This is a genomic window from Actinoplanes sp. NPDC049802, from assembly GCF_040656595.1.
Lineage (GTDB): Bacteria > Actinomycetota > Actinomycetes > Mycobacteriales > Micromonosporaceae > Actinoplanes.
Window position 1 is genome coordinate 77,334 of sequence record NZ_JBFAMR010000024.1, and the last position, 19,184, is coordinate 96,517.

The following is a 19,184-nucleotide window of genomic DNA, read 5'->3' on the forward strand; positions in this document are numbered from 1 at the left end:
GGCCGAGCTTCTTGGGCTGGTCGTGGGTGCTGTCACAGCGCCCACGACCAGCCGGACAGGATCCGGGCAGGCCCGCTCCCGAGTTCGGCCGGATGGCCGGCCCGGCGGGTGGGACCGACGTGACCCGCCGAGCCGGTGTCCGGACCGCGAACCGTGACGGCGCCCGGCGACCGCCCTCTCTTCGGCGCCCGGCACACGGCCACGGTTCGCGGCGTCTGGAGCCCTGTCCCGCGGATCACGCGGGGCTGTGGCCTGAGCCGCGGGACAGGGCCTAACCCGCGGGGTACGCCGACGGCCCGGCCGTCGTCGCCACAGCGCCCGGCCGGAACGCGGCGGGGGCGTGGATGACGCAGGTCTGGACGTATTCGGCGAGGCCCTCGTGGGCGTATTCCCGGCCCCAGCCGGAGCGCTTCACGCCGCCGAACGGGGCGCGCAGGCTCATGCCGGTCCGGTTGTGCGTGTTGACGAACGTGAAACCGGCCTCGAAGCGCCGGGCGAACGCGAACGCCCGCTCCTCGTCGGCGCTCCACACCGAGGCGCCGAGTCCCAGTTCCCCGGCGTTCGCGGCGGCCAGCACCGACTCCTCGTCGCAGTAGCCGAGGACCGGAACCACCGGCGCGAACTGCTCCGTGACGACCAGCGGCGACGCCGGATCCGGGTCGACGACGAGCGCGGGCCGCACGAAGTATCCGATGTCCGGGTCGGCCTCGAACCGCCCGAGATCGTGCACGACCCCACCCGCGGCCTTCCCGGAAACGAAACCCGTCCCCGGTTCGGCCGGTCGGCCACTCCCGGAAACGGAACTCGTTTCCGGGCTGGGCGCCGATCCGCTTCTGGGCGCCGAACCCGCCCGTCGTGCTGCGCCTTCGCCCCGCAAGGCGAGAGCGGCCCGCTGAGCGGACGCCGAGATGAGCGGGCCCATGGTGACGCCGTCCGCGAGCGGGTCGCCGGTGACCAGCACCCGGTCCGCGGCGGCCAGGTAGGCCTCGACGAACTCGTCCAGGCGGGCGGACGGCACGTAGAGGCGCTTCGCCGCCATGCACACCTGCCCGCTGGTGGCGAAGCTCGCCATGACGAGGCGGTCCATGGCGTCGCCGGTGAACGGCGCGTCGTCGAGGAAGACGGCCGGATCGTTGCCGCCGAGTTCCAGGACGCTCGGGGTGAGCCGGTCACCGGCCAGCGCCGCCACCGCCCGGCCACCGGCCGCGCCGCCGGTGAACGCCACCTTCCGGACCAGTTCGTGCCCGACCAGCGCGGCCCCGGTCGCCGATCCACCGTGGACCACCCGGACCGGCGCGTCGAAGAGCGCCACCACCCGGGAGATCGTCAGCGGCGCGAGCGGGGACGGTTTGACGACGACCGCGTTCCCGGCGGCCAGCGCGGGCGCGATCTTCAGCATGGCCAGGATGATCGGCGCGTTCCACGGCGTGACGGCGGCCACCACCCCGTAGGGCTTGCGCTGTTCGACGATCCGGCCGAGATCGTCGTCGACCGTGCGGTCCGCGTACGCCGAAGGGGCCTGCTCGACCACCCACCGCAGATAGCGGACCGCGAAGCCCAGCTCGCCGCGGCAGTCGCCGGCCACCTTGCCGGACTCGCGCGCGAGAAGAACGGCCAGCTCGGGCATCGCCTCCTCGATCGCGGTGGCGGCGCGCGCCAGCGCGGCGAGCCGGTCCGGCAGCTCCCGCGCCGCCCACCTCCGCCGGTCGGCGTCCGCTTCGCGGACGATCGTGTCGACCGCTTCCGGCGCCGTCTCAGCCACCACCCCGACGATCTCCGTGGTACGGGCGGGATTCTCCCGGGCGATCGTCCCCGCCCCGATCGGCGCGCTCATCCCGGCACACCCAGCCCCGGCACGACACCCGCGCGCCCGGCAGCCGAGATTCCGTGGCGGGTCCCGGGCGCCGGTTCGGCGCGGGCCCGGCGGCTGTTGGCCGCGGTCGGAGGGAACCCGCCCGGCGTGTGGGCGCGCGGCCGGGTGAGTCCCACGGCGGAGGCGGCCGTGGGGTGACGGCGGGTGGGGGCGGTCATGCGGCGACCGGGCGGAGGGAGGCGATCATGGAGCTGCGCAGCAGGGATTCGCGGGCGCGGGCCGGGTCGGCGGCGATGGCGCGCAGACTGTCGAGGTGGGCGGTGCGGGCGTCGGGGTCGGTGGCGCGGAGGCGTTCGTAGTTCTGGTGGGAGACGCTCTGCACGTATTCCAGGGCGATGCGCCGGCGGTCGCTGGCGGCCGCCCAGATCGCCGCGTCGTCGCCGGTCGCGATCGCCGCGGCGTAGGCGACGGCGTCGTGGATGCCGGAGTTCATGCCGAGGCCGCCGAGCGGGTTGTTGACGTGGGCCGCGTCGCCGGCCAGCAGGACCCGGCCGGTGCGGAAGGACGTGGCGACCCGCTGGTGGACGCGGTACATGCTGGCGTGCGCGACCCGCCACGGGCGGCCCGGATCGTGGACGCCGCGCAGCCGGGCGCCGAGACGCTCGTACTCCTGCTCGTCGGGGGTCTCGGCGGGGGTGGGCAGCAGCACCCGCCAGTGGTCGGGGGTCCGCAGCAGCACACACCACTCGACCGGGTCGAACACGTAGTTGACGGCGGCCAGGCCGTCGAGCCATTCGGTCAGTTCCTCGTCGGCCGAGGCGACGAGGAACCGTTCGGGGTAGGTGATGCCGTCGAAGGTGACGCCGGTGGCCCGCCGCGTCGACGAGTGCGCGCCGTCCGCTCCGATCAGCCAGTCGCCGTGGGCGGTGCGGCCGTCGGCGGCGGTGACCGTGACGCCGCCGTCCTGCGTCACCCCGGCCACGTGGAAACCGAACTCGATCCCGCAGCCGTCGTGGCGCAGCAGGTGATCGAGCAGGATCGGCGTGAGTTTCGACTGCTCGCACTGCAACCGGTACGGAAAGCGGGTGTCGCCGCCGAGGACCGCGAGGTCCAGCATGGCGACCAGTCCCTCGTTCCGGTCCCGGTACGCGAACGTGGGCGACCGCAGCCCCCGCTCGTGCAACTCCCCGCCGACGCCGAGGTCGTCGAGCATCTCCAGGGTGGGCGGGTGGAAGGTGGACGCGCGGGACTCGGCGGCCAGCGCGTCGCCGGACTCGCACACGGTCACGGCGAAGCCGCGCCGCGCCAGGGCCAGCGCCGCGGTGAGCCCCACCGGTCCGGCTCCGGCGACCAGGATGCGGTTCACGTCTGCAGACCTTTCGGTACGTAGCGGGCGTCGAGGTCGAGGGCCTCGTCCTGGCCGATCAGGGCGGTGAACGCGGCCCACGGCATCCGGTCGACCGGTTCGGCGGTGCCGCGGTCGGCGATGGCACGGTAGGCCAGCGACGCCGCGCGCATGGCGGCGAGCAGCGCGGCCACCGGGTGCAGGACGATACGGACACCGGCGGCGGCGAGCTCGGCGTCGGTCAGGGCGGGACGTTCGCCGCCGGCCTCACTGCGGTTGACGACGATCGGCACGCCGGGGATCGCGGCGCTGATCCGGGTGAGTTCCTCCAGGGTGTCCACGCCTTCGGGGAACACCGCGTCGGCGCCCGCCTCGGCGTACGCCCGGCAGCGCACGATCGTCTCGTCGAGGCCCAGGATCGAGTACGCGTCGGTGCGGGCGATCACCACCATCTGTGGCGCCTGATCGGCCAGGGCGGTGATCTTCGCGGCCGCCTCGCCGATTCCGATGACCTCCTTGCCGGCGAGGTGCCCGCACCGTTTCGGGCTGACCTGGTCCTCCAGGTGCAGGCCGGCGATCCCGGCGCGGGAGTAGGCGAGCGCGGTCCACACGGCGTGCAGCGGGTTGCCGTACCCGGTGTCGGCGTCGGCGATCAGCGGGATGCCGTCCAGGGCCGGGACCAGGGTGGACGCCCGGTCGGCGATCTGGGTGGCGTGCACGAACCCGAGGTCGGGCCGGCCCAGCATGGTCGCGGAGACGGCCGCGCCGGACAGGTGCACGGCCCGGTGGCCGGCCGCCACGGCGAGGGCGGCGGTCACCGGGTCGTAGACGCCGGGCACGTGGGTGACCCGGCCGGAGGCGAGAATGGCGCGCAGCGCGGAGGCAGTCATGATTGGATCTTCCTCGCCCGGCGCGAGAAACACCCGGCACGGTCGGCCCGAAGCGTCCGTGCGAGACGCCCGGCACGGTCGGCCCGAAGCGGCCGTGCGAGAGGACAGCCACTCATGAGCGGCTGTGCAGGGCGAAGCCGTTCTCCACACCGACCACCCGCGGGTTGGTGAAGAACAGCAGCGTCTCGGCGGTGCCCTCCTCCGAGTAGCCGGAGATCCCCCAGGCCGGGCGCGGGGTGAACAGGTGCAGGCTCATGATCGACGAGCCGTTGACCTTGACCTCGCCGGCCCGGACCCGTCTGGCGACGGCGAGAGCCGCCTGCTCGTCGGCCCCGAAGACGTAGCCCTCCAGGCCGTACCGGGTGCCGTTGGCCAGCGCCACGGCCTCGTCGACCGTCGTGTACCCGTGCACCGCCGCGACCGGCCCGAAGATCTCGTCGGTGGTGCGTGCCGGGTCGGCGCCGACGACCAGCGAGGGCGCCAGGGTGTTGCCGGGACCGGTGAGGGCGGCTTCGTACAGCGTGCCGCCCAGATCGTCGCGGGCCTTGACCACGGCGGCCCGATGTCCGGAATGGATCAGCGGCCCGTAGTCGGTGGCCTCGTCGGCGGGGTCGCCGGCCCGCAGACTCTCCACCCGTCGCAGCACCGCCTCGGTGACGGCCACCTCCCGGCCGGCCGGGACGATCAACCGACCCAGCGCCCGGCACCACTGCCCGTTCAGGGTGGTGAGCAGGTCGGCGGCGGCCCGGGCCACCGCGTCCTCGTCGGCGTCCGGCAGGGCGATCAGCGCGTTGTTGCCGCCCAGTTCCAGTTGCACCGGCTTGATGTCGTAGGCGCAGGCGGCCGCGACCGCCCGGCCGCCGCCGAGCCCGCCGGTGAACGAGACGGCCCGGATCCGCTGATCCGACACGATGGCCGCGCCCACCTCGGCGCCACCGTGCAGCAGCTGGAACAGTGCGGGCGGGGCGCCGGCCGCGCGCAGCGCCGTGTCGATCGCCTCGGCCAGCCGCTCGGTGCCGTACGGCGCGTACTCGCTGGGTTTCAGGATGGCCGGGCAGCCGGCGGCCAGCGCGCTGGCGACCTTGTGCGCGGCCATCGGGGCGGGCGCGTTCCACGGCACGAGGCAGGCGGCCGGACCCCACGGGAGCCGTTCGACCAGCACCTCGCGGCCGTCGTCGCGGGTCGCCGTCGAGGTCAGTAGCCCGGCCCGGAGCCGGCCGGCGGCCAGCGCGAACGCGCCGGCCAGGATCATCCCGAGTGGTGTGGTCTGCCGGATCGGGACGCCGGTGGCCCTCGACTCCAGTGCGACGATCTCCGGTGCGGCGGCGCCGACCGCGGCGGCGACGGTGTCCAGAATGTCTGCCCGGGAGGAGGGCGGCGCATCCCAGGCGCCCAGGGCGCCGGCTGCCGCGAGCGCGTCCTCGACCTCCGCCGGCGACGCGCCGAGGGCCGGGCCGAGGACCTCACCGGTGGCCGGGTTCTCCAGATCCACTCCTACCGGGGTGGCGCACGCTTTCCACGTACCGTTGATGAGGCTTCTGGTCATTCAGCCACGCTCGCGAAGAGGTCGTTGGCGCGGTTGCTGGTGATCACCGACGCGGCCTCCAGCCGGCCGCGCTCCGGCGGGAACGTCATGACCAGGCCCATCGCCAGGTCACGCAGTGCCCGGCCGACGGTGCCGTTCATCGTCGCGTTGGAGGTGCCGGACGCCTTGAGGGCGCCGAGTGCCACGTCGAACGCGGCCTGGCAGATGCTGCCCTTGGCGATGCGCCACTGCGCGTACACCTCGGATTTGGTGGCGATCGGCGGCTCGCACGTCTCGAGCAGCAGTTGGCGGCGCAGCCACAGGTACGCCCGCTCCAGGTTCTCGGTCATGTCGCCGATGATCACCTGGTGCATGGGTGACTCGGCGATCGGGCGGCCGGTGTCGGCGAACGTCTTGCGGGTCAGCCGCTCCAGCGTGTCGTCGTAGACGCCCTGCGCCGCGCCGACGTAGACGGCCGTGATGGCGAGCTGGTTGCCGACGAAGCTGCCCCGGCTGCACTGCAACATCTTCACGAACGCGCCCGGTACGGTCAGCGCGTCCTCCCGTGGGATGAACACGCGGTCGAGCCGGATGCCGTGGTTGGCGCTGCCGCGCATGCCGAGCCCGTCCCAGAACGGCCGCTCGGACACCCCGCCGGCGTCGCGCGGCACCAGGAACATGACCAGCCCGTCGGCCGTCTCGTAGCCGTCGAGCCGGGCGGTGACCAGGTAATGGTCGGCGATGCCGGTGGCGCAGCCGAACGATTTCTCGCCGGTCAGTTCCCAGCCCTGGACGCCGTCCCGGTCGGCGGCGACCGCGGTGGTGGCGATCGCGATGTTGGCGCCGCTGGACTTGACCGACTCGCTGGCGAAGTTGGCGAGCCAGCTGCCGCCGGACATCAGCCGCAGCACCTTCTCGGCGAACGCCCGCACCGCCGGGACGTCGTCGTCGTCGAGGAGCCCGGACTCGATCGCCTCCAGCGGCAGCAGCCCGCGCGACGCCGACGTGTTGTGGAAGAAGAAGGCCAGCGCGGTGGACGGGCAGGCGCTGCCCATCGCGTAGGTGGCGGCGGCCAGGTCGCGCAGGGTGCCGCCGAGCCCGCCGTACTCCTCGGGGACGATGAGACCCATCAGGCCGGCGTCCCGCAGCAGGCCGATGTGCTCGCGCGGGAAGGCGCCGTCGGCGTCGGCCCGGCCGGCCTTGGCCCGTAGCGCCGGAAGAACCTGTTCGACGAGGGCGGCCCGGGCCTTCTCCTCGACGGTCATGTCGTCGACGAGCTTCTCGCCGATGAGTCGGTCGGCCATCGTGTCACTCCCTGATCTGGGCGAGGTCGGGCGGGCCGGCGACCTCGAGTTGGCGGGACAGGTGGAGCAGGTCGCCGAGCGGCAGCCCGGAGGAGCCGGAGCCGGGGGCGACGACGTCGAAGTGCGAGACCCCGCTCTTCATCGCGACCAGCGCGTTGACCAGGGCGAGGCGGTTGTCGCCGGACAGGCGCACCCGCAGCACGGCCGGCCGGGCCCGGGCCACGGCGTCCTGCAGCACCCGGCGGACCTGCAACGGCGACGCCGGGGCGACGAGCGACTCGGCGCAGCCGATCTCGTCGCAGCCGAGGGCGGTGAGGGCGGAGACACCTGCCAGGACCTCGTCCTCCCGGTCCGGGTCGAAGGCGTCGGGAACGTATCCGATGACGGTGGCGCCGGACTTCTTGGCGGCCCGGATGGCCGCCGGTGCGGGCGGGGCGTCGGCGGAGAACTCGAAGCAGTGCCCGTCGCCGCGGACCCGCGCGCCGGCCCGCCGCAGCGCGCCGGCGAGCGGGTCGTCGGCGGCCACGTCGACGGTGAGGTTCACCGCCGGCGGCAGCGGGTCGGCGATCTGGCCCCAGTTGCGGGAGTGGAACAGCAGCGGCGAGGTGACCCGGGGCAGCGCCGCGTCGGTGACCGCGCCGACGAAGATGGTGTGGTCGCCGCCCGGGTAGGCATGGGCCACCGTGCAGTCCAGCCACGCGATCGCGTCGCTGAGCACCGGGCACCCGTTCGGCGTGGTGGTCCAGTCGAGTCCGGCGAACCGGTTCTTGACGTCGGGTTCCTGCCCGGCGAACCGGCGGCCGATGTGCGCCTGGTCCTTGCCGAGGAAGCTGATGGCGAACTTGCCCGCCTCGCCCAGCAGTGCCCGGCTGGGCAGATGGTTGCCGAGGCAGACCGACACGAGCGGCGGTTCGAGGCTGACGGAGGAGAATGAGCTGGCGGTCATCCCGTGCACCCCGTGCGGGCCGACGGTGGTGACCACGCAGACGCCGCTCGGCCACTGTCCGAGCACGGATCGGAAGGTCGTGCTGTCGACCGGCACTCGTACGCTCCGTTCCTGCGGACTGTTTCGCTCTAGGAAACGTCGTTACGCTGAACGTAACGACGCTCGCAAGCCGTGTCAACCGCGGAACGGTACGGCGTTTCGCACCGCGAAATGGCAGGCTAGAGTTCGGCGAAGTCTGTTCCGTACCTGTTCCGTGGGGGTTTTCGCAGTGGCAGTCAGTGAGGACGAAGGCCAGTCCCGTTCCATCGCCGCCGTGGAGCGCGCGATGGACGTGCTCCTCTACTTCGGCCGCGCCGACCAGCCCGATCTCGGCGTCACCGAGATCGCCACCGCGCTCGGCCTCACCAAGGCGGCCGTCCACCGCATCCTCACCGCGCTGCGCAGCCGCGAGCTGATCACCGTCGACCCGGCCACCCGGCGGTACGCGCTGGGCCATGCCGCCGTCGCCCTCGGCCGGGCGTACCTGGCCCGCACCGACGTCCGCGCGATGGCCGCGCCCGAGCTCAAGCACCTGTCCGCGCGCACCCACGAGACCGCCACCCTGTCGCTGCGCCGCGGCGACACCCGGCTCTACGTCGACCAGGTCGTCCCCGACCAGGAACTGCGCCTCGAGGTGAGCCTCGGCATCCCGTTCCCGCTCAACGCCGGCGCCTCGTCCAAGGCGTTCCTGGCGTTCCTGCCGGACTTCGAGGTGGAGGCCTACCTGTCCCGGCATCCGCTCGAGGCGGTCACCGACAAGACCATCACCGATCCGGCCAAGCTGCGCAAGGACCTGGCCGTGGTCCGCAAGCGGGGATACGCGACCTCGCTCGGCGAGCGCCAGGCCGGGGCCGCGTCCGTCGCCGCGCCGGTCTTCGACCACGACGCCCGGGTGGTGGCCGTGATCAGCCTGGCCGGGCCGGCGCTGCGGTTCAAGCCGGACACCGAGGAGGCCGTCGCCGACCTGCTCACCTCCGCGTCCCGGATCTCCGCGCAGTTGGGGTACCGCCCTCAGGGCTAGAGGTTCGCCAGCGGCTTGGCCACGCCGAGGAGGCCGGCCAGCAGCACCGAACCCCAGATCACCCAGACGTACGGGAGGCAGCCGTTGACACTGCGCTTGACGGTTGCCTCGTCCGCGTCGCCGGCCGTACCCGCCATGACGTGCCCGAAGAAGGCCGGGCCGAACGGTCTGAGCTGCCGGCGGATGCCCAGCCCCGCCGCGATCGCCAGGGCGTAGAGGATGACCTTGCCGCCCAGCCACTTCGGGTTCGTCGTGACGCCGAACGGCTCGGCGGCCACCAGCGTGAAGACGCCCGCGCCGAACATGCCGGTCACCACGGCGACGCGGATCGCCCAGTCGATCCGCTTCACGGCTGCGTGCTTTCCCGGTTCGTGGTGGTCGGTCCACATCAGCCGGACCCAGACGAACGAGCCGACCCAGACCGGTACGAGCAGCCACCACGGCAGCAGCCGCACGCCCCACAGTTCGCCACCGTGCGCGTCCAGGGAGATCAGGGTGAGGCCGCTGGGCAGGAAGAGGATGAGGCAGATCTTCGGCCCGAGGTCCAGCCCCAGCATGATCTTCAAGGCGGTGAGCCGGGCGGCCGGGGTCAGCGAGGAGTCGATCACGTACCGGCTGGAGTAGAAGACTCCCAGGTCCCCGCCGAGCCAGAAGACCATGAGCACGATGTGCAGGTAGAGGAACGCTTCGAGCATGGCGTAGATGGAAACACCTTTCCACTGTGCGAAACAAGTGCTAGCTTCGCCGCATGCTCGGCCGCTATTACGAAGACTTCACCGTCGGCGACACGTACCGCCATCCGTTCGGCCGCACCATCTCCGAAGCGGACAACACGTGGTTCACGCTCCTGACGCTCAACACCAACCAGAGCCACTTCAACGCCGACTACGCTGCGCGTACGCCGTACAAGAAGTTGCTGGTCAACTCCACCCTCACGGTGGCCATCGTGACCGGGCTGTCGGTGCCCGACGTGAGCCAGCACGCCTTCGCCAACCTGGGCTGGGAGCGGATCGTCATGCCCCACCCGGTCTTCGTCGGCGACACCATCTACGCCAAGTCCACCGTCCTCGAACTGCGTGAGTCCAGGTCGCGGCCGTACGCGGGCATCGTCAAGGTCTTCACCACCGGCTTCAACCAGGACGGCACCGACGTCATCACCTGGACCCGCACCATGCTCACCTACAAGCGCGGCCACGGGCCCGCTTCATGAGACTCGACGTGCAGCCCTGGGGCGAGACGATGGCCGAGCTGGTCAGCGCCGCCCGCGCCGCCGAGACCGCCGGCGCCGGCGTCGTCTGGGCCCCCGAACTGCACCGCAGCGCCTTCGTCACCGCCTCCGCTCTCGCCGCCGGCACCGGCAGGGAAGCGGGCGGCCAAGGCCGCGTCGGCATCGGTACGGGCATCGCGCTCGCCTTCGCCCGAAGTGCCATGCTCACCGCCCTCGCCGCCGCCGACCTCGACGAACTGTCCGAAGGCCGGTTCCGTCTCGGGCTCGGCACCGGCGTGGCCCGGCTCAACCAGGACTGGCACGGCGTCCCCTTCGACCGGCCGCTGCCCCGGCTGCGCGACACCGTCACCATCGTCCGCGCCGTCCTCGCCGGAGGCGACCCGATCGTCCACAAGGGTGTGCGCGCCATCCGGGTCCGCGGGTGGCACAGGCCGTACCCGCCGGTCCGCCCGCACCTTCCGGTCTACCTGGCCGGGGTCGGCCCGGCCATGGTCGCCCTCGCCGGGGAGGTCGCCGACGGCTGGCTCGCCCACGAGCTGTGCCCGCCCGCCGAACTGCGCGAACGCATCCTCCCCGCACTGCGTTCCGGATTCGCGCGCCGCCCCGCCCGGCCGTTCGACGTGGTCGCCGCCGCCTGCTGCTCGGTCGACCCCGATCCGGCCGTGGCCCGCCGTCGCGCAGCCAACGTCGTCGGCTTCTACGCGTCGGTCCGCTCCTACGCCGGCATGTTCGGCGCCGACGTCTGCGCGGCGGCCGCTGCCGCCCTCCGGGACGGTCGGCCCGCCGACTCCCTCGGCGACCTCATCCCCGACGCGATGGTCGACGCCTTCACCATCGCCGGGACCCCGGCCCACTGTGCCGCCCGGATCCTCGAATACGACGGCCTGGCCGACGCGATCAAACTCTCCCCACCCTCGTACGGGCTGCCCGCCGGCGAGGTCCGGGAAGCCCAGACCCGCCTGCTCGAACTCGTCGGGAGCATGTGATGAGGCCGCTCGAGGACATCCGCATCGTCGCCGTCGAACAGTACGGCGCCGGCCCGTTCGGCTCCGTCCACCTCGCCGACCTGGGCGCCGACGTCATCAAGATCGAAGAACCGGGCACCGGCGGCGACGTCGGCCGCTACGTGCCGCCCTACCAGCACGGCGAGGACTCGCTGTTCTTCGAGACGTTCAACCGCGGCAAACGCTCGCTCTCGCTCGACCTGGCGTCCCCCGCCGGCCGCGAGGTCTTCGAAGACCTGGTACGCCACTGCGACGCCGTCTACTCCAACCTCCGCGGTGACGTGCCCGCGAAGATCGGCATCACCTACGACCGGCTCAAACACGTCAACCCGAGCATCGTCTGCTGCTCCCTGACGGGGTTCGGCATGACCGGACCGCGCGCCGCCCAGCCCGGCTACGACTACATCCTCCAGGGCCTGGCCGGCTGGATGGAGCTGACCGGCGAACCGGGCGGGCCGCCCACCAAGTCCGGGCTGTCCATCGTCGACTACTCCGGCGGGTTCGTCGCCGCGATCGCCCTGCTGGCCGGAGTCCACGCGGCCCGCCGCGACGGCCACGGCATGGACTGCGACCTGAGCCTCTTCGACACCGCGGTCGGTATGCTCACCTACCCCGCGGCCTGGCACCTCAACGCCGGGTTCGAACCGGCCCGCACCCGCTACTCCGCCCACCCGTCCCTGGTCCCGTTCCAGCTCTTCCCGTCCGCCGACGGCTGGGTCGTGGTCGGCTGCGCCAAGGAGAAGTTCTGGCAGCGGCTCGTCACCGTCCTCGGCGTGCCCACCCTGAGCGATCCGCGATTCGCCACCTTCGCGGACCGGCGCACCCACGCCGGCGTGCTCCTCCCGCTGCTGGAGGAGATCTTCGCGACCCGGGCCACCGCCGAGTGGCTGGCCCTGCTCGAACCGGCGGGCATCCCGTGCGGGCCGGTCAACGACGTGGCCGCCGCGCTGCGTGACCCGCACACCGTGGCGCGTGGGCTCGTCGTGGAGACCGAGCATCCGCACTACGGCACCGTGCGCCAGGTCGCGTCACCGGTCCGGGTGGGCGGCGCGCCGCCCGCCTACCGCCGCGCTCCGCGCCGGGGAGAAGACCTGGGGTACGTGGCGGAACTGCTCGGCTACTCCGGCGCCCGCCTCGACGAGCTCCGATCCGCCGGCGCGTTCGGCAGGGACCCCGAGTGGGCAGCGGCCCCGCGGGGCAAGGACCCCGAGTGAGCGGCGGCCCTGCGGGACAGGGGCCCCGGGTGGCCGGCGGCCCCGCCGCGGTGGTGCTGGCGCGGTGGGCCGCCCGCCTCGACTTCACCCGGTTGCCCGGCCCGGTCGTCGGGGCGGCTCGGGAGCATCTGATCGACGCGGTCGGCTGTGCCGTCGCCGGCATCGGACGCGGCGCCGCCGAACCCGCGCTCACCGTCGCGCGCGGGCTCGGCGGCCCGCCCGAGGCACGGCTGTTCAGCGGCGAACGGGCCGGCGCGGTGGCGGCCGCGTTCGGCAATGCCGTCGCCGTACACGCGCTGGACTTCGACGACACCCACGCCGGCGGACTGGTGCACGCGAGCGCGGTGACCGTACCGGTGGCTCTCGCCGTGGGAGAACAGACCGGGGCGGGCGGCAGCGAGACGATCACCGCGCTGGTCGCGGGCCTGGAAGTGGTGTGCCGGCTCGGGGCGGCGGCGCCGCACGGCTTCCACGCGCGCGGGCTGCACGCCACCTCGATGTGCGGGGTCGTCGGCGCGGCCGTCACCGCCGGGAAACTGATCGGCCTCGACGCGACGGGGCTGGCGCACGCCGTCGGGATCGCGGCGAGCGGGGCGAGCGGGCTGCTGGAGTTCCTGCACAGCCCGGCCGGCACCAAACAGCTGCACCCGGGCACCGCCGCCGCGAACGGCATCCTCGCCGCCCGCCTCGCCGCCGCCGGGGCGACCGGCCCGCCCGGAGCGCTCGACGGCGAATACGGCCTGTTCCGGACCATGACCGCCCGCGATCCCGACCCGCACGTCCTGCTCGGTGATCTCGGGAGACGGTGGGAGACGACCCGGATCGGGATCAAGCCGTATCCGGCCTGCCAGTTGACGCACGCCTCGATCGACGCGGCCGGGCAGTTCACCGGAGCGGCACCGTCGGCGCTGACCGTGACACTGCACCCGGACGCCGTACCGATCGTCGGGGGCCTGGAGAAACGGCGGCCGCGCAGCGCCTACGAGGCCAGGTTCAGCGTCTACTGGTGTGTCGCCGCGATGATCGTCGACGGCTGGGTGGACCTGGACACGTTCGAGGATCTGGACCGGCCGGACATCCTCGATCTGGCCGCCCGGATCACCGTGCGGGCCGGCGCCGCCGACGTGGTCGCCGCCGCCGCGCCCGGCATCGTCGAGGGTGACGGCCGGATCGCCCGGGTGGAGCGGCCCACCGGCGGGGGAGCGCGCACCAAGGCCGCCGCGAACCTCGGACCCGGCGCGGAAGCGGTGTTCGCGGCCGCGGACGCGCTGACCGCCGCCGGGAGCGTGACGGAACTGCTCGACCGGATCGAAGGGTGTCTCCATTGACCGTGTACCTGCCGGCCGTGCCCGGCTACGACCACCTCGATGTGCCAATCGGCGACGTGGTCCACGTGACCGAGTACGTCACCGCCGCCGCCCTGGCCGACCCGGCGGCCCTCGGCGCCGCGCGGAAAGCCGTGCTCGGCGAGCACCGCGTCCCGGTGTCGCGGGTGCCGGTCGAGTCGATCGTCGGCACGGACGCGCCCTACGCCGTGGCCGTCGTCACGCACCCCGGCGGCGGAGCACTGCTCACCGACGGCGGCGACGTGATGCGGGTGGCCGACGGCGTCACCTATCTGCCGAGCGTGCACACCACCGAGGGCGACTTCCGTGACCAGTACGGCTGGTGCCTGGAACGGATCGCCGCCCTGCTGGCCGTGTCCGGACTGGACACCGGCGCACTGGTCCGGACCGTCGACTACACGGCGACGGCGACCCGCGCCGAATACCCCCGATGCGGGCGCCCGCGCCGGGAGATCCTCGGCTCCGGCCCGGTCCATCCGGGCGCGGCCGGCATCCTCGTCGACGTCCCGGTCGAGCCGGGCGCCCGGGTCTCGCTGGACGCGATCGCCGCGACCCCGCCGCTGACCGCGCTGAACCCCGGCTGGTCCAGGTACGACACGCTCACCTACAAACCGGCCGTGCGGGCGGCCGGCACCGTCTACCTGGCCGGGTTCGGCGCGCTCGACCCGGTCAGCCAGCAGGCCGTCCACGCCGGGGACCTGGCCGCCCAGGCCGGCCACGTCTACCGGAGCGTCGAGACCGTCCTGGCGGAGGCCGGCGCCACCGGCGACGACGTCGTCCACCTGGTCGAATACCTGACCCCGGCGGCGGTCGCCGACTATCCGCGCACGGCCGCCCTGCGGGCGGAGCACTTCCCGAACGCGGTCGTCACGTCGGTCGTCTGCTCGGCCCTGCTGCGACCGGAGTTCCTGCTGGAGACGGTGCCGACGGCGGTGCTGTCGTGACGCTGCTGACCCCGGAGCTGGCCGCGCGGATCGGGGAGGAACGGGTCTACACCGCGCCGGAGCCGCTGGGCCGGGCCGCGATCCGCTACTTCGCGCTGGCCACCGGCGACACCGATCCGGCGCACCTGGCCGGTGACGTGGCCCCGCCGACGCTGATCTGCGAGACCAACCAGTACGCGAACCTGCCCCGCGACGCCGACGGCTACGCCGGCCACGGCTGGCATCTGGACGTGCCCGGCACCCGGCTGGTCCGCGGTGGGAACTCCTACCGGTTTGAGCGCCCGGCCGGCCCGGACGACGTGATCACCGCCCGCTGGAAGCTGGCCGACATGACCGAGCGGGTCACCGGCGGCGGCAAGACGATGCTCGTGGTCACCTCGGTCGCCACCTACACCGATCAGGCCGGCCGCGTACTGGCCGTCAACGAGGAGACGCTGATCCATGTCTCTCGCTAGGGAGTTCACCATCGAACCGCCCGACATGATCGCCTACGCCGGCGCCACCTGGGACTGGCACAAACTCCACTACGACGCCGACTACCTGCGGGAACGCGGCCTCGACAAGCCGGTCGTGGACGGTCAGATGTTCGGCGCCCACCTCGCCGTCGCGCTGCGCGAGTGGTTCGGCCCGGACGCCGTGCTCACCGCCCTGTCGTTCCGCTTCAAAAGCCTGGTCTTCGCCGGGGAGACGATCCGCTGCGTCGGCACGGTCGTCCGCGAGGAAGCCGGCACGATCGAGGTGGACCTGCGCGTCGAGGTCGTCGACGGCGGCCGGATCGCGGTGGCCCCCGCCTCGGCCACCCTGACCCTCCAATGACCGGCGTCGCCATCGCCGGTGCCGCCGAATGCGACCTCGGCGCGACCGGGAAGACGATCCTGGAGTTGCAGACCCAGGCGGTCACCCGGGCGCTCGACGACGCTGGGCTCACCCTCGCCGACGTGGACGGCATCGCCACCAACGGCATCTCCCGCTTCTCCGCCACCCAGCTCGCCGACTGGCTGGGGGTGCGGCCGTCCTGGTGCGACTCGACGTTCGCCGGCGGAGCGGTCTTCGAGATGTACGTGGCCCGCGCCGCGCAGGCCATCGCCGCCGGACAGTGCGACACGGTCGTCGTCTCCTACGCCAGCGACCAGCGGTCCGCCCGCAGCCGCTCACTGAACGCCGTCTACGACCACGGCACCCCGGAAGCCGAGTGGGAAGCCCCCTACCGCCCGCTCCACCCGATCTCCTACTACGCCATGGTCGCCCAGCGCTACCTGCACGTTCACGGCCTGACCAGGGCGGACCTCGCGTCGGTCGCGGTCGCCGCGCGGGCGCGGGCCCAGATCAACCCCAAGGCATGGACGTACGGGAAAGGCGCCCTCACCGTCGAAGAGGTCCTCGCCGCGCCCCCGATCTCCAGCCCGCTCGGCAGACTGGACTGCTGCCTGGTCACCGACGGCGGCGGCGCGATCGTCCTGACCTCCCTGGAACGCGCCCGTGACCTGCCGAAACAGCCGGTCGAAGTGCTCGGCTACGGTGAGGCGCTGACCCACACCGGCATGGCCACCGCCCCCGACCTGCTGCACACCGGCGCGATCGACTCGGGCCGGCGCGCCTTCGCACGGGCCGGGCTCACCCCGGCCGACATCGACGTGGTGCAGCTCTACGACTCGTTCACGATCTCGGTGCCGCTCGGCCTCGAAGCGCTCGGGTTCGCGGCGCCCGGTGAGGGGCTCGCCGTCACGACACCGCACAACACCACCGGCGGCGGCCTCGCCTACTGCCATCCCGGCCAGTTCGGCGTCCTGCTGCTGGTCGAGGCGGTACGCCAGTTGCGCGGCGAATGCGGCGCCCGGCAGGTTCCGGGGGCGTCCACGGCGCTCGCGCACGGGACCGGCGGCATCTTCTCCAGCCACGCCACGGTGATCCTCGGGGTGGACCGGTGAAGATCCAGCACTGCCCGGCGTGCGGGGCGTACCAGCACTATCCGCGGCCGATCTGCGTCACCTGCGGCGGCGATCATCCGGCCGAAGTGGAGGCGGCGGGCACCGGAACCGTGGACAGCTTCACCGTCGTCCACCGTGCCGGCGAGCCATTCGTGCTCGCGCGGGTCCGCCTCACCGAGGGCCCGATCGTGCTCACCCACCTCACCGGCATCCCCGATCCCCGATGCGACCGGCCCGTCCGTCTCGTCGAGGGCTCCGAACCACCCGTCTTCACAGGGAGTGACGATGGACTTTGACCTGAACGACGAGCAGCGGATGTTCCGCGACGTGCTGCGCGACTTCGTCGACCGCGAGATCCGGCCGGTCGCGCAGGAGTGGGAGGCGTCCGGCCGCTACCCCACCGAGATCGTCGACACCATGCGGGAGATGGGCCTGTTCGGCCTCACCGTCCCCGAGGAGTACGGCGGGCTCGGCGCCGACATGGTCAGTTTCGCCCTCACCTTCGAGGAGATCGCCAAAGGCTGGATGGGCGTCGCCGGGATCCTCGGCAGCCACTCGCTGTCCTGCTGGCTGATCGCCCGGCACGGCACCGGCGACCAGAAGGCCAGATATCTGCCGGATCTGGCCGGCGGGCGGCGGCGTACCGGAATCGCCCTGACCGAACCGGACGCCGGAACCGACCTGCAAGGCATCACCACGGTGGCCGTCCGCGACGGCGACCACTACGTCCTCAACGGCCGCAAGACCTGGATCACCAACGCCCGGCACGCCGACCCGCTACCCGTCCTCTGCAAGACCGACCCGGCCGCGACCCCCGCGCACAAGGGCATGTCGGTGATCCTCGTCGAGGCCGGCACCCCCGGCTTCACCGTCGAACGGGACCTGCCGAAACTCGGCTACCGGGGCACCGAGTCGTGCGAGGTGCTGCTGGAGGACGTCCGGGTCCCGGCGGCCCAGCTGCTCGGCGGCGTCGAGGGCCGCGGTATGCAGCAGGTGCTCTCCGGCCTGGAGACCGGCCGGATCAACGTGGCCGCCCGCGCCCTCGGCATCGCCCAGGCCGCCTACGACGAGGCGCTCAAGTACGCCGGGCAGCGCAAGGCGTTCGGCAAGGCGATCGGCGACTTCCAGGCGGTCCAGCTGAAACTCGCCGAGATGGCCGCCCAGGTGCAGGCCGCCCGGCTGCTCGTCTACTGGGCCGCGTCCCGCTCCGACGGCGGCCACCGCGTCGACATGGAGGCCGGCATGGCCAAGGCGTTCGCCTCCGAGGCCGCCGTCTTCTGCGCGCTGAACTCGATGCAGGTGCACGGCGGCTACGGCTACTCCAAGGAGTTCGTGGTGGAACGCCTCTACCGGGACGCGCCGCTCATGATGATCGGCGAGGGCACCAACGACATCCAGCGCGTCGTCATCGCCCGCGCGCTGCTGTCCGGGGCGGCGGCCATCGGATGAGATCGTTCCTGTACGTGCCCGGCAACCGGCCGAAGATGCTCGCCACCGCCCTCGACCGGGGCGCCGACGCGCTGATCGCCGACCTGGAGGACGCGGTCCCGCCCGCCGAGAAGGAATCGGCCCGCCACACCGTCGCCGAATGGCTGCGGCGGCTGCCCGCCGCCGCGCCGGTCTGGGTGCGGGTCAACCCCGGGGCGGCCGGGCTCGGCGACGCCCGCGCCGTCATCGCCCCCGCACTGCGCGGCCTGGTCGTGGCGAAGGCCTCCCTGGAGCAGGTCACCGCGCTGGCGGCGCTGCTCGACGAGCACGATCCGGCGGGTGCGGTCGGCCTCGTACCCCTCTTGGAGACCCCGCGCGCGATCCTCGCGGCAACAGCCATCGCGGCGGCTCCTCGCGTCACCCGGATGCAGATCGGCGAAACCGACCTCAGCGCCGAACTCGGCATCACCCCCGGAGATCAAGAGCTTCTGACGGTACGGTCGACGGTCGTCCTCGCCTCGGCAGCCGCCGGGATCGAGCCGCCCGCGGCCGCGGTCACCACCGACTTCCGTGACCTGGACGCCCTCCGCCGGTCCACGGTCGCCCTCAAACGGCTCGGCTTCCGTGGGCGTGCCTGCATCCATCCGGCGCAGATCCCCGTCGTGCACGAGGTGTTCACCCCCACCGGCGAGGAGATCGCCACCGCCCGCGATCTGGTGGACCGCTTCGAGGCGGCCGGCGGCGGGGTGTGCCTGGACGCCCACGGCCGCATGGTCGACCTGGCCGTGATCCGCGACGCCCGCCGCACCCTCTCCCTGGCCGCTCCGCACGGGCGTGGCCCAGACCCGGTGTGTTGAGTTGGGGTGCGGATGGTGCCCGAGTTCCGCACGGTGTGGCCGCGGCCCGGTGTGTTGGGTTGGGGTGCGGATGGTGCCCGAGTTTCACACGGTGTGGCCGCGATCCGGTGTGTTGAGTTGGGGTGCGGATCGCGCCCCAACTCAACACACCGGGTTCGGCACGCGGCCGGCGAGAATCTTCGGGCCGATGCCGACGTGTTGTTCCTCTGCCGGCGTCATGTACCGGCGTGACGATCCGATCAACGTGTCCGTGCACTGAGCGCGACCGATCAACATGCGCCGGGACGTGATGCGACCGATCAACAGGTGCGTGGCGAGAACGTGAATCATGATCGGAAGCGGAGGATGACCC

General features: G+C 72.8%; 19 protein-coding genes. 12 read left to right on the top strand and 7 right to left on the bottom strand.

Translation table 11 applies throughout. The features are described from left to right. Positions 1–271: 271 nt before the first annotated feature. The 6 genes from AB0I88_RS18705 to AB0I88_RS18730 form a co-directional block, all read right to left on the bottom strand. A complete protein-coding gene (locus AB0I88_RS18705; RefSeq protein ID WP_361025491.1) occupies positions 272–1,834 on the bottom strand; it encodes an aldehyde dehydrogenase family protein in 1,563 nt (520 codons plus the stop codon). Positions 1,835–2,027: 193 nt separating this feature from the next. Beyond that, on the bottom strand, positions 2,028–3,179 hold the full coding sequence (locus AB0I88_RS18710) for an NAD(P)/FAD-dependent oxidoreductase (RefSeq protein WP_361025494.1): 1,152 nt from the start codon (positions 3,177–3,179) through the stop codon (positions 2,028–2,030). Then, positions 3,176–4,048 (bottom strand): isocitrate lyase/phosphoenolpyruvate mutase family protein, encoded by an 873-nt coding sequence (locus tag AB0I88_RS18715; protein ID WP_361025497.1) that lies wholly within the window; start codon positions 4,046–4,048, stop codon positions 3,176–3,178. Before AB0I88_RS18715 ends, AB0I88_RS18710 begins: the two co-directional genes overlap by 4 nt. A 112-nt stretch (positions 4,049–4,160) precedes the next feature. Next, positions 4,161–5,594, bottom strand: a complete 1,434-nt coding sequence (locus AB0I88_RS18720) for an aldehyde dehydrogenase (RefSeq protein ID WP_361025500.1) — start codon at positions 5,592–5,594, stop codon at positions 4,161–4,163. Continuing rightward, a complete protein-coding gene (locus AB0I88_RS18725; RefSeq protein ID WP_361025502.1) occupies positions 5,591–6,877 on the bottom strand; it encodes an acyl-CoA dehydrogenase family protein in 1,287 nt (428 codons plus the stop codon). Before AB0I88_RS18725 ends, AB0I88_RS18720 begins: the two co-directional genes overlap by 4 nt. A gap of 4 nt (positions 6,878–6,881) precedes the next feature. Further along, positions 6,882–7,919: a flavin reductase gene (locus AB0I88_RS18730; protein ID WP_361025505.1), complete on the bottom strand. Its 1,038-nt coding sequence runs from the start codon at positions 7,917–7,919 to the stop codon at positions 6,882–6,884. Positions 7,920–8,091: 172 nt separating this feature from the next. Between AB0I88_RS18730 and AB0I88_RS18735 the strand changes: the two genes are divergently transcribed. Beyond that, positions 8,092–8,883 carry an IclR family transcriptional regulator gene (locus tag AB0I88_RS18735; protein WP_361025507.1) on the top strand — a complete coding sequence of 264 codons (792 nt, stop codon included), beginning with the start codon at positions 8,092–8,094 and terminating at the stop codon, positions 8,881–8,883. Here AB0I88_RS18735 and AB0I88_RS18740 read toward each other — a convergent pair. Continuing rightward, complete coding sequence (locus AB0I88_RS18740; protein WP_361025510.1) at positions 8,880–9,578, bottom strand: hypothetical protein; 699 nt, start codon at positions 9,576–9,578, stop codon at positions 8,880–8,882. The two genes, AB0I88_RS18735 and AB0I88_RS18740, sit on opposite strands and share 4 nt — an antisense overlap. Before the next feature lie 53 nt (positions 9,579–9,631). On the opposite strand from AB0I88_RS18740, the gene AB0I88_RS18745 reads away from it, so the two are divergent. Genes AB0I88_RS18745 through AB0I88_RS18795 form a run of 11 tightly spaced genes read left to right on the top strand, consistent with a single transcriptional unit; the run spans position 9,632 to position 18,832 of the window. Further along, complete coding sequence (locus tag AB0I88_RS18745) at positions 9,632–10,093, top strand: MaoC family dehydratase (protein WP_361025513.1); 462 nt, start codon at positions 9,632–9,634, stop codon at positions 10,091–10,093. Beyond that, positions 10,090–11,097 carry an LLM class flavin-dependent oxidoreductase gene (locus AB0I88_RS18750; RefSeq protein WP_361025516.1) on the top strand — a complete coding sequence of 336 codons (1,008 nt, stop codon included), beginning with the start codon at positions 10,090–10,092 and terminating at the stop codon, positions 11,095–11,097. Before AB0I88_RS18745 ends, AB0I88_RS18750 begins: the two co-directional genes overlap by 4 nt. Then, positions 11,097–12,329, top strand: coding sequence for a CoA transferase (locus tag AB0I88_RS18755; RefSeq protein WP_361025519.1), 1,233 nt, complete (start codon positions 11,097–11,099; stop codon positions 12,327–12,329). The genes AB0I88_RS18750 and AB0I88_RS18755 overlap by 1 nt, the downstream gene beginning before the upstream one ends. Then, positions 12,326–13,657 carry an MmgE/PrpD family protein gene (locus AB0I88_RS18760; RefSeq protein ID WP_361025522.1) on the top strand — a complete coding sequence of 444 codons (1,332 nt, stop codon included), beginning with the start codon at positions 12,326–12,328 and terminating at the stop codon, positions 13,655–13,657. The genes AB0I88_RS18755 and AB0I88_RS18760 overlap by 4 nt, the downstream gene beginning before the upstream one ends. A gap of 2 nt (positions 13,658–13,659) precedes the next feature. Then, positions 13,660–14,619: a RidA family protein gene (locus AB0I88_RS18765; protein WP_361025585.1), complete on the top strand. Its 960-nt coding sequence runs from the start codon at positions 13,660–13,662 to the stop codon at positions 14,617–14,619. Then, on the top strand, positions 14,616–15,074 hold the full coding sequence (locus AB0I88_RS18770) for a MaoC family dehydratase N-terminal domain-containing protein (RefSeq protein ID WP_361025525.1): 459 nt from the start codon (positions 14,616–14,618) through the stop codon (positions 15,072–15,074). The genes AB0I88_RS18765 and AB0I88_RS18770 overlap by 4 nt, the downstream gene beginning before the upstream one ends. Then, positions 15,061–15,435 (top strand): MaoC/PaaZ C-terminal domain-containing protein, encoded by a 375-nt coding sequence (locus tag AB0I88_RS18775; RefSeq protein WP_361025528.1) that lies wholly within the window; start codon positions 15,061–15,063, stop codon positions 15,433–15,435. Before AB0I88_RS18770 ends, AB0I88_RS18775 begins: the two co-directional genes overlap by 14 nt. Beyond that, a complete protein-coding gene (locus AB0I88_RS18780) occupies positions 15,432–16,547 on the top strand; it encodes a thiolase (RefSeq protein WP_361025530.1) in 1,116 nt (371 codons plus the stop codon). The genes AB0I88_RS18775 and AB0I88_RS18780 overlap by 4 nt, the downstream gene beginning before the upstream one ends. After that, positions 16,544–16,843, top strand: coding sequence for an OB-fold domain-containing protein (locus tag AB0I88_RS18785; RefSeq protein ID WP_361025533.1), 300 nt, complete (start codon positions 16,544–16,546; stop codon positions 16,841–16,843). Before AB0I88_RS18780 ends, AB0I88_RS18785 begins: the two co-directional genes overlap by 4 nt. Further along, positions 16,833–17,996 (top strand): acyl-CoA dehydrogenase family protein, encoded by a 1,164-nt coding sequence (locus AB0I88_RS18790; RefSeq protein WP_361025536.1) that lies wholly within the window; start codon positions 16,833–16,835, stop codon positions 17,994–17,996. The genes AB0I88_RS18785 and AB0I88_RS18790 overlap by 11 nt, the downstream gene beginning before the upstream one ends. Then, entirely contained in the window at positions 17,993–18,832 is an 840-nt protein-coding gene (locus AB0I88_RS18795) for a CoA ester lyase (RefSeq protein WP_361025538.1), read from the top strand. Before AB0I88_RS18790 ends, AB0I88_RS18795 begins: the two co-directional genes overlap by 4 nt. Positions 18,833–19,184 lie beyond the last annotated feature (352 nt).

What these genes read in the sequence shown, in the direction of transcription:
- AB0I88_RS18775 (WP_361025528.1), top strand. Translation starts at nt 15,061, where the DNA reads ATGTCTCTCGCTAGGGAGTTCACCATCGAACCGCCCGACATGATCGCC.
- AB0I88_RS18795 (WP_361025538.1), top strand. Translation starts at nt 17,993, where the DNA reads ATGAGATCGTTCCTGTACGTGCCCGGCAACCGGCCGAAGATGCTCGCC.
- AB0I88_RS18720 (WP_361025500.1), bottom strand. Translation starts at nt 5,594, where the DNA reads ATGACCAGAAGCCTCATCAACGGTACGTGGAAAGCGTGCGCCACCCCG.
- AB0I88_RS18725 (WP_361025502.1), bottom strand. Translation starts at nt 6,877, where the DNA reads ATGGCCGACCGACTCATCGGCGAGAAGCTCGTCGACGACATGACCGTC.
- AB0I88_RS18755 (WP_361025519.1), top strand. Translation starts at nt 11,097, where the DNA reads ATGAGGCCGCTCGAGGACATCCGCATCGTCGCCGTCGAACAGTACGGC.
- AB0I88_RS18715 (WP_361025497.1), bottom strand. Translation starts at nt 4,048, where the DNA reads ATGACTGCCTCCGCGCTGCGCGCCATTCTCGCCTCCGGCCGGGTCACC.
- AB0I88_RS18705 (WP_361025491.1), bottom strand. Translation starts at nt 1,834, where the DNA reads ATGAGCGCGCCGATCGGGGCGGGGACGATCGCCCGGGAGAATCCCGCC.
- AB0I88_RS18790 (WP_361025536.1), top strand. Translation starts at nt 16,833, where the DNA reads ATGGACTTTGACCTGAACGACGAGCAGCGGATGTTCCGCGACGTGCTG.
- AB0I88_RS18740 (WP_361025510.1), bottom strand. Translation starts at nt 9,578, where the DNA reads ATGCTCGAAGCGTTCCTCTACCTGCACATCGTGCTCATGGTCTTCTGG.
- AB0I88_RS18780 (WP_361025530.1), top strand. Translation starts at nt 15,432, where the DNA reads ATGACCGGCGTCGCCATCGCCGGTGCCGCCGAATGCGACCTCGGCGCG.
- AB0I88_RS18750 (WP_361025516.1), top strand. Translation starts at nt 10,090, where the DNA reads ATGAGACTCGACGTGCAGCCCTGGGGCGAGACGATGGCCGAGCTGGTC.
- AB0I88_RS18745 (WP_361025513.1), top strand. Translation starts at nt 9,632, where the DNA reads ATGCTCGGCCGCTATTACGAAGACTTCACCGTCGGCGACACGTACCGC.